The sequence below is a fragment of the Gemmatimonadota bacterium genome (assembly GCA_026706345.1).
In the GTDB taxonomy this organism is placed as follows: Bacteria; JAAXHH01; JAAXHH01; order JAAXHH01; family JAAXHH01; genus JAAXHH01.
Window position 1 is genome coordinate 1 of the sequence record JAPOYX010000117.1, and the last position, 8,878, is coordinate 8,878.

Below are 8,878 nucleotides of genomic sequence, written 5' to 3' on the forward strand. Positions count from 1 at the left end.
TCCCATATTCGGGTTCGCCCCGGATCGCTCAAATACCTCCACGATCCAATCGACCAACTGGGTCATGAGCGGAGTATCCTCGCTACTGTATGACCGGGTCATCGTGAAATCGATCTCCTGGAAGACGACCAGGCCGCGGGGACGCAATCGTGTTACGAGTTGTTTGAGTGTGGCCACGGGATCGGGCAGGTACATGAGCACCAGCCTGCCGACCAGGGCGTCGAAATCGTCGCCCAGATCCAAGGACTGCACATCGCCTGCATGGAACGCCACGTTACGGTGCCCCGTCTGCCGGACCCGTTCCCGGGCGGTCTCCAGGATCTCCGGATTCATATCCACACCTACGACTTCCCCCTCCGGACCCACGAGCTCCGCTGCAATCAGCGCCACGTCGCCCGCGCCGCTGCCGATGTCGAGGACCCGCATTCCCCGTGCAACGCCGGCGGAACGAAGAAACCGCTCCGTGATCGGTCTGATTAGCCGGGACTGCTCGATCAGCCGTTCCGTCTCTTCGTCGCTGCGTCCCATCGTGTATTGCCGATCGCGGTCTTGATCTGTCATTTTCGAGGTAGCTCCTTTCCACCCTAACTGTCTTCACATGCATGAGTTGACTCGGAATCGTTGCTCGCGAATCGCTCAAATTGTGGCCCATAGCGTCACACGTCAACGCCTTTAAGTCGCGCTTACCATTCACACCTGTCACACGCATCACATGCGTCATAACTAGGAGTTACTGTCCATCCTCCTTCACTCCTTCACCGCCCCCAGCGTGATTCCCTGCACGAACTCCCGCTGCATCGCGAGGAACAGGGCCATGATGGGCAGGATGGACAGCAGTGTACCGGCCATGAGCATGCCGTACTCCTGCCGGTAGACGCCCACCAGGCTGGCCAGGCCGAGGGGCAGGGTGTACTTGGCGGCGTCCCGCAGCACGATCATGGGCCAGAGAAACTCGTTCCAGGCCCCCAGGAACCCGAAGATGCTCAGGGCGCCCATGGCCGGCTTCACGGCCGGGATGATGACGCGCCAGTAGATACCGAATTCGGAGGTGCCGTCGATCCGCGCCGCATCAAGCAGATCCGATGGCACGCCGAGGATGAACTGCCGCATGAGGAACACGCCGAATCCGCTGGACGCCAGGTAGGGCAGGATCACGCCCTGGTAGGTGTCGAGCCACCCGAATTTGTACAACAGGGTGAACAGGGGCACCAGCACCAGGTGAAAGGGGATCATCATGGAGGCGAGGACGATGGCGAACAGGACGCCGCGGCCCCGGAACGAGTACTTGGCGAAGGCGAATCCGCCCATGGTGGCGATGGCGAGGAGCAGCAGCGTGTACGAAGTGGCCAGGAAGGTGCTGTTTACGACGTACTGGATGATCGGCATTTCCTGGAACAGCCGGGTGAAATTCTCGAGCGTGGGATCCTGGGGCAGAAAGGTGGGCGGGTAGGAGAAGATCTCGCCCGACGGCTTGAAGGAAGCCGATACTACCCAGAACAGCGGCGTCAGGACCAGGATGGTCAGCAGGATCAGGAGCACATAGGTGATGGTGGTGCGAACAGGGTTTCTCATGGTGTCAGTTTTCTCTGAATACGCCGAAGAACCGGACCTGGATGATGGAGATCACCCCGATGACTACGGCCAGGGCCCACCCGATCGTCGCCGCGTAGCCGAGGTTGATGAATTCGAATCCGTGCTTGTACAAGTACATCACCATGGTCATGCTCGCGTTGCCGGGACCGCCCTCCGTGAGTACGTAAGGCAGATCGAAGAGCTGGAACGACCCGATCATGGAAGTGATGACCACAAAAGCGATCACGGGTTTCAGGGCGGGGATCGTCACGTGCACGAAGCTCTGCCAGGGTCCCGCGCCGTCTACGGCCGCCGCCTCGTAAAGCTCCTGCCGGATACTCTGAAGCCCCGCGAGGAAGTAGACCATGTTGAATCCCGCCCACCGCCAGACGCCGGCCAGCACGAGGGCGGGCATGACCAGGTCGGGATCCTGCAGCCACTGGATTTCGGAACCGAGGACTCGATTCACCAGACCGTAGCGCCGGTCATACAGCAGGTAGAAGATCACGGCAATGAACACGCCGGAAATCAACACCGGTGAGAAGAAGGATAGCCGAAACAGGTTCCGGCCCTTCAGGCGGGCGTTGCTGAGGAGCAGGGCGAGGGCCAGGGCCACCGGCAGTTGCAGGAGCAGGCTGCCCGCGGCGAAATAAGCCGTGTTCCAGAGGGCGGTCCAGAAGAGCGGATCGGCGATCAGCCGCTCGATGTTTTCGAGGCCCACGAAGGTCTGGTTCCGCATGCCCCGGACACTGTACGTGCTAAGACGGATCGAATCGAACAGGGGATAGACCATGAAGACCCCGAAGAGCGTGAAGAAGGGCGCGAGGAAGAAGTAGGGGGCGTACCGGGGCTTCATTCGGTCTCTGTCGATTCGATGCGTGGCGACGGCAATCTCAACTCGCCTTCTTCATCAGTCGCGACTGTCGATTCCTGCATCAGCGCGCGGACCTGCGCTGCCAGGTAGGACAGCGCATCGGCGGGCGTCCGGATCCCATTGGCGGCCTCGTACACGGCCTGCCGCAGCAGATCGTTGGCCTCGGCCCAATAGGGGTTCAGGTGGAATCCGGGGATATCGGGCGCGAGTTCCGTCAGGCTTCTGCCCAGGACCTGCCCGTCCAGGTACGTCTCGGACTCGGCGTACACCGGGTTGGACCATGCGGACTTGATCGGCGGGATGATAAAGGTCTTGCGGTAACGGTTCGCGAGGGCCTCGTCGTCCATGTAGGCGAACTTGGCGAATTCCCAGGCGAGGTCCGGGTTTTCGGCCTGTTTGGTGACCGCGATCATGGTGCCGCCCCAGGTCGAGGTGCGTCGCTCGCCTTCCCGCCAGGCCGGCAGGGGCATGGCGCGCCATTTTCCCTCCAGCTCCGGGACGAACCTCCGTACGAAGCTGATGTACCAGTCCGGCGCCAGCACCCCCAGAATAATGCCTTCCTTCATGGCGGCGTAGCTGGCCGGGTCCTGTGAGAATTCGGGGATGGCCAGTTGCGCCTCGTTGAGCAGGCTGCAGTAGAATTCCAGGGTGGCAACGGCGATTTCGTTGTCGATGATGACCCCGCCGTCCTCATCGAACATGCCGCCGCCGTTCTGCAGGAGCAAAAGCCAGAAATGGCCGGGCTTGTGGGCGCTCAGCATGATCGGGTAGCGGTCGGGCCGCCCGTCGCCGTCGTCGTCGCGGGCGAGGGGCCTGGTCTCGCGGACGAAATCGTCCCAGGTTTCGATGGATGCCGGATCGATCCCCGCTTCCTGGTACACGTCGTGACGGTACAGAAGCATGACGGGATGGACATCGCGGGGCAGGCCGTATACCCGGCCGCCTAAGGACCAGGGCGCGAGCCGGGCCTGGACGAACTCATCCGTGATCCCTTCGCGCTCGATACGGTCGGTCAGGTCCACGAAGCCGATTTCCTCCTTCGTGCCCTTGAAAAACCTGCCTACCGATGAAATCTCGACTTCGGAAAGATCGGGTCCGCCGATGCCGGACAGGAAGGCGGCCAGGAGCTTGTCGTGTAATTTCGAGATCAGCCGAAGTTCGACCTTGACGCCGGGATGCGCCGCCTCGAACGCCGGAATCCTGGCGCTGAACTCATCGTAGTGCGTCTGTGCGAAGATCCAGAACTCCAGCGTGTCCGAGCGGTCGTCGCCGCGGAACACGATGACGGGAAAGGCCAGGAGGAAGAGCAGGCCGAAGATCAGGGGTGCCTTGCCGAGGTGGTTCATATGCTACGCCTGTTGCCGGCGAACGGGTGGACGGTCATACGCGGTCAACCATCTCCCATGGCCTTCCGGATCGGGGTCATCACGGGCTCGGTAACCGATTCGGGCGGCGGGGACGTGAAGAGCGACACCGCGACGCCCACGATGGAAGTGGCCATGAAACTCCATGCGACGGGCATGAGGCCTGGATTGGGCAGCCATTCGTAGAACATGGTGACGAGCACGGCGTTCCCGGCGACGATGGCCGTGATGGCGCCCGCGGCCGTGAACCGCCTCCAGTGCAGGCCGAGCAGCCAGATGGGGGTCAGCGTGACAAATCCGGAGAAGGACAACTGGGCGAGGGCGAAAATGGACGCCGGCCGGAGGATCACGATGTAGTAGGCGATCCCGCCGAGAATGACGAGGAACAGCCGGCCCAGCACCACCTGCCTGCGCTGGGACAGTCCGTACCACACGTCGCGGGTGAGCATGGACGACAGGGTGAGCATCTGTGCGTCCAGAGTCGACATGACCGCCGCCAGGATACCGGCCAGCGCGAGTCCCTGGATCAGGGGACCGAAGTGGCTGCGGATCACCATGGGGAAGACCATGTCGGAATCCCGGCCCACGAAATCCGGGAATTCGATGCGTCCCCACACGCCGTAGAGCGTGGCCACCAGCATCAACCCGATCATGATGACGGGGTAGTACCGGATGGAGTTCTTCAGCGATTTCACGTCTTTCGCGGCGAATACGCGCACCAGCAGGTGGGGAAAGGCGAGGACGACCAGCCCCATGGACATCCCCCAGACAAACCAGTTGCCCGTTGTGAAGGGAGGCGTGTCCTTCGTGGCCGTGAGTTCCGGGAACCGCCGGGCGACTTCCTGCATGACGCCCGAGACGCCGCCGAAATCGGTCGCCACGACGACGATCGATACGTAGAGGAACATGCCGAAGACGAGACCCTGGAAGACGTTGGTCCACATCGTCGCCCGCATGCCGCCCGTGGTGGTGTAGAGCAGCGTGATGACCAGGATGCCGGCCGCCGCGACTTCGAAGGAGATCGCCTGCTGGGTGAACACGTCGACAGCCAGCCCCACCCCGGCGACGCCGGTGGACAGATAGGGCAGCATGAAGACGAAGTACACGACGAAGAGCAGGCGGCCGAGGTTGGGGCTGTCGAGCCGGCGGGCGAGCAGTTCGGCCGGCGTCACGGCCTTCAGCTTCCGGGAGGCGATCCAGGCAGGATATCCGATGACATAGTACGCCACGGGGATGATCAGCGCCGCCATGGCCGCCGTGTAACCGAACACCCCGTAACCGTGATGGTAGGCCAGGCCCGATATGCCCATGATCAGGAACGGCGTGATATTGGTCCCGAAGAGAGCCATGAACATCACGAGCGACCGGGCGAGGCGGCCCCCGAGGAAGTAGTCTTCGGCCGTCGGCTGGGACCGGCGGAACGCGGCGGCCCCGATGCCCAGCACCACGGCGAAGTACATCACCACCACGACAAATATGGTCGTTTCAGGACTCATCGAAGTCCCGCCAGACGTATCGGGTGAAATAGAGGACGAGCGCGGCGGCGGCGATTACCCAGACGACGTGGTAGGCCAGGTCTACGGGCAGCCATCCGAACAGCGGCGGAGGGAAGATTCCGTGGTTGAAGAAATCGACGTGGAGCGCGGCCAGCACGACCACGAGCCCCCAGAATATCCGTCTATGCTGTCTTCGCGTCATATCTGGTTTGTCCGGGCTGGGCGGGCCGGCCATGTTGTCCTTGGGGACCAGCTGGCCAGTCAATCGCGATGGTTACGCGCGTGCGGTGGTCGTGTGTTGCCTCAGGATGCGGCGATTATGGTCCGTTCGGTGCCGTTTCGCCGCGTAGCTTGCCGGCGTACCGCCGGGTTTCCGCGGCGACGATCGGAGAAAGGAAGAGCAGGGCCACCAGGTTAGGGAAGGCCATGAGGCCGTTCATGATATCGGAAACCCCCCAGACCAGTTCCAGTTCCGATACGGCGCCGATGCCGACGAAGAGGCAGAACAGTGTGCGGTAAGGTAGTGCGGAGCGTTCGCCGAGCAGGTATACGACCGATTTCTCGCCGTAGTAGCTCCATCCCAGGATGGTCGAATAGGCGAAAAGCACCAGGCCCACGGCGACCAGGTAGCCGCCGAATCCCCCCGGCAATCCGGCGGTGAAGGCCGCGGCGGTGAGCGGCGCGCCTGTGTCGCCCGACAGCCAGACCCCCGTACCGATGATGGTGAAACCGGTGATCGTGCACACCACCAGGGTGTCGATGAAGGTCTGGGTCATGGATACCAGGGCCTGCGTGACCGGCTCCTTCGTCTGGGCGGCCGCGGCGGCGATGCCCGCGCTGCCCAGGCCGGATTCGTTGGAGAAGATACCTCGGGCCACGCCGAACTGGACCGCCTGCCGTACCATCGCGCCCGCGAAGCCCCCGGCGGCCGCGGCGGGTGTGAACGCGTGGGTGACCACGAGCTCGAAGATGCCCGGGATCGCCGAGGCGTTCATCAGGATGGCGGTAAGTCCGCCGAGGATGTACAGCACGATCATCGTGGGGACGATCAGGCTGGCCGCCCGCCCGATGCTCTTTATCCCGCCGATCAGGACCAGGCCCGTGCCGATCATCAAGACGATGCCGGTGATCCAGGGGTCCACGCCGAAACTGCTCTGGAGCACGTCGGCCATGGAATTCGACTGGGTCATGTTGCCGATGCCGAAGGCCGCGAGCGCCGCGAACAGCGCGTAGGCGCCCCCCATCCACTTCCAGCCCATGGCGTTGGAGATGTAGTACATGGGGCCGCCTTTCATAAGCCCCTTCGAATCCATCTCGCGGTACTTGACTGACAGGACCGCTTCCGAGTACTTCGTGGCCATGCCCACCAGGCCCGTCATCCACATCCAGAAGAGCGCGCCGGGTCCCCCGGCCGCGATGGCCGTAGCCACGCCCGCAATGTTACCCGTACCGACGGTCGCCGCCAGCGCCGTCATCAGGGCCTGGAAGTGGCTGATATCGCCATCTGCCCCGGTTTCCCGGCGCCTGACGAAGGCCAGGTAGAGCGCGTGCCACAGGGAACGGAACTGCACGCCTTTCAGCAGCACGGTCAGATAGAGGCCCGTGCCGCCCAGCAGCACCAGCATGGGCAATCCCCATACCAGGGCCTGGACGTCGCCGACATAATCAAGCAGCGTGTTTTCCATGGGGTATTCCGTGTGCGGGTGAAGAGGTAAACAACGATGGCCAACCTAAGAGCGAGGCAGAACCCATGTCAAGCACTTTCCATTTTGTTCCTTGATCTTTAAACGTCCCGCTTTTATAGTGAACCATCGCCGGAAACGGTTCCCATGGACCGTTCCGGCTGTCCGGCCTGAATTGCCACGAAGACCCTTTCCCATCAAGGATCATGCCACATGTCAATACTCCGAATTGGCATCGCGGGCGCAGGCGGCATGGGCGGCCACCACGCCCGGTTGCTGTCCGCCCGTGAAGATGCCAGGGTCGCATCCCTTTTCGATACCGACCCGGTCGCGATGAACCGGCTGGAGAAGACCTTGGGACCGGCGGCGCAGGGGTTGAATCACTACGCGGCGCTCGAAGCGATGATCGAATCGGAAGAACTGGACGGGATCGTCATCGCCACGCCCCATACCCGGCACGCGGACCAGGTACGGACCAGCCTGGAGGCGGGACTGCACGTGCTCGTGGAAAAACCCATGGCGACGACGACGCGGGACGCCCGGGACTTCATCGAATACTCGGAACGGGCCGGTAAAGTACTTGCCGTCGCCTACCAGCGCCATGGCGAAGGGAAGTTCATCAAGGCCCGGGAAATGATCGCGGAAGGGGCCATCGGAGACGTTCGCCTCGTGCACGTCATTATCGCCCAGGATTGCCTGGGGATTTTCAGCCCCGGCGCTTCCTGGCGCGCGGATCCCGAGCTCTCGGGCGGCGGCCATTTCATGGACACGGGCAGCCACATCAATGACATCCTGCTGTGGACGACGGGACTGGAACCGAAGTCCGTCCACGCCTTCATCAACCCGGAAGGCACTCTCGTCGACGTGAATACGGCTATTTCGGTGGCGTTTACGAACGGTGCCGTCGGCAACCTGTCCCACACCTCCATGTCACCCGAATGGCGGGAGGAGTTCACTTTCTACGGCACGGAGGGCGTGATGCGGTTCGGCGCGTCGGAACCCCTGTTCGTTCACCGAAAAGGCGAGGACATCCGTTTGCCGCAGACCCCCGGGCGCGGTAAACCTCCCGCGGACAACTTCATCGAGGCCATCCTGGGCGAGGCGGAAGTGCAAGCCCCACCCATATGCGGCCTGCGGGTGGTGCAGTTGACCGAGGCGGCCTACAAGTCGGCCGAGAGCGGAAAGCCCGAGGCGGTCGGTTGATTATTTGCACATAATCGCCGGTATTTACGTACGACACGTATCACATCACACATATCGTGGAAGGCATTGAGGAAGAACATGAGCAATCAGGAAACAAACGGATGTCCACTGTTTATCGACGGTAGCTGGGTCGACGCGGCCGGCGTAGCCACGGAACCGGTATTCAACCCGTCAGACGGCAGCGTCATCGCGAGAACGCCCATGTGCGGCACCTCCGAAGTCGACGCCGCGGTTCAAGCGGCACGGAAAGCCCTGCCCGATTGGTCGGCGGTCCCGGTCGTGGACCGTGCCCGGGTCCTGTTTCGTTACGTGCACCTGCTCGAAGAACATTTCGAAGAACTGTCGCGTATGGTCACGCGCGAGCACGGCAAAACCCTGGAAGAGGCTCGGGGATCCGTGCGCCGGGGCATTGAAGTGGTGGAGTTCGCCTGCGGGGCGCCGACTCTGCTCATGGGGGATTCCCTCGAACAGATCGCCAGCGGGATCGATTGCGATACCATCCGGCAGCCCGTGGGCGTCTGCGCGGGGATATCCCCCTTCAATTTTCCCGCCATGGTGCCCATGTGGATGTATCCGATTGCTATCGTCTGCGGCAACACCTTCGTACTCAAGCCCTCCGAGAAGGTGCCGCTGACGGCGATTCGGCTCATTGAACTGCTGGAGCAGGCCGGGCGGCAGCCCGGCCTG

At 62.6% G+C, this 8,878-nt stretch carries 9 protein-coding genes; 2 read left to right on the forward strand and 7 right to left on the reverse strand.

Going from position 1 to position 8,878, the window contains the following annotated elements:
• The 7 genes from OXG98_07965 to OXG98_07995 form a co-directional block, all read right to left on the reverse strand.
• Positions 1–561 (reverse strand): class I SAM-dependent methyltransferase (locus OXG98_07965; GenBank protein ID MCY3771939.1); only part of this gene is annotated, 561 nt, incomplete at its 3' end.
• Between the two features lie 186 nt (positions 562–747).
• Entirely contained in the window at positions 748–1,572 is an 825-nt protein-coding gene (locus OXG98_07970) for a carbohydrate ABC transporter permease (GenBank protein ID MCY3771940.1), read from the reverse strand.
• Positions 1,573–1,576: 4 nt separating this feature from the next.
• Positions 1,577–2,428 (reverse strand): sugar ABC transporter permease, encoded by an 852-nt coding sequence (locus OXG98_07975; protein MCY3771941.1) that lies wholly within the window; start codon positions 2,426–2,428, stop codon positions 1,577–1,579.
• Positions 2,425–3,792 carry a sugar ABC transporter substrate-binding protein gene (locus OXG98_07980; GenBank protein MCY3771942.1) on the reverse strand — a complete coding sequence of 456 codons (1,368 nt, stop codon included), beginning with the start codon at positions 3,790–3,792 and terminating at the stop codon, positions 2,425–2,427. The genes OXG98_07975 and OXG98_07980 overlap by 4 nt, the downstream gene beginning before the upstream one ends.
• 44 nt (positions 3,793–3,836) lie before the next feature.
• A complete protein-coding gene (locus OXG98_07985) occupies positions 3,837–5,306 on the reverse strand; it encodes a sodium:solute symporter family protein (GenBank protein ID MCY3771943.1) in 1,470 nt (489 codons plus the stop codon).
• Positions 5,296–5,508 (reverse strand): hypothetical protein, encoded by a 213-nt coding sequence (locus OXG98_07990; GenBank protein ID MCY3771944.1) that lies wholly within the window; start codon positions 5,506–5,508, stop codon positions 5,296–5,298. The genes OXG98_07985 and OXG98_07990 overlap by 11 nt, the downstream gene beginning before the upstream one ends.
• 115 nt (positions 5,509–5,623) lie before the next feature.
• Complete coding sequence (locus OXG98_07995; protein ID MCY3771945.1) at positions 5,624–6,991, reverse strand: sodium:alanine symporter family protein; 1,368 nt, start codon at positions 6,989–6,991, stop codon at positions 5,624–5,626.
• Positions 6,992–7,201: 210 nt separating this feature from the next.
• Between OXG98_07995 and OXG98_08000 the strand changes: the two genes are divergently transcribed.
• Together OXG98_08000 and OXG98_08005 are read left to right on the forward strand one after the other, a co-directional pair.
• Positions 7,202–8,191 carry a Gfo/Idh/MocA family oxidoreductase gene (locus tag OXG98_08000; GenBank protein ID MCY3771946.1) on the forward strand — a complete coding sequence of 330 codons (990 nt, stop codon included), beginning with the start codon at positions 7,202–7,204 and terminating at the stop codon, positions 8,189–8,191.
• Positions 8,192–8,269: 78 nt separating this feature from the next.
• Positions 8,270–8,878: aldehyde dehydrogenase family protein (locus OXG98_08005; protein MCY3771947.1), on the forward strand; the 609-nt coding region annotated here is incomplete at its 3' end.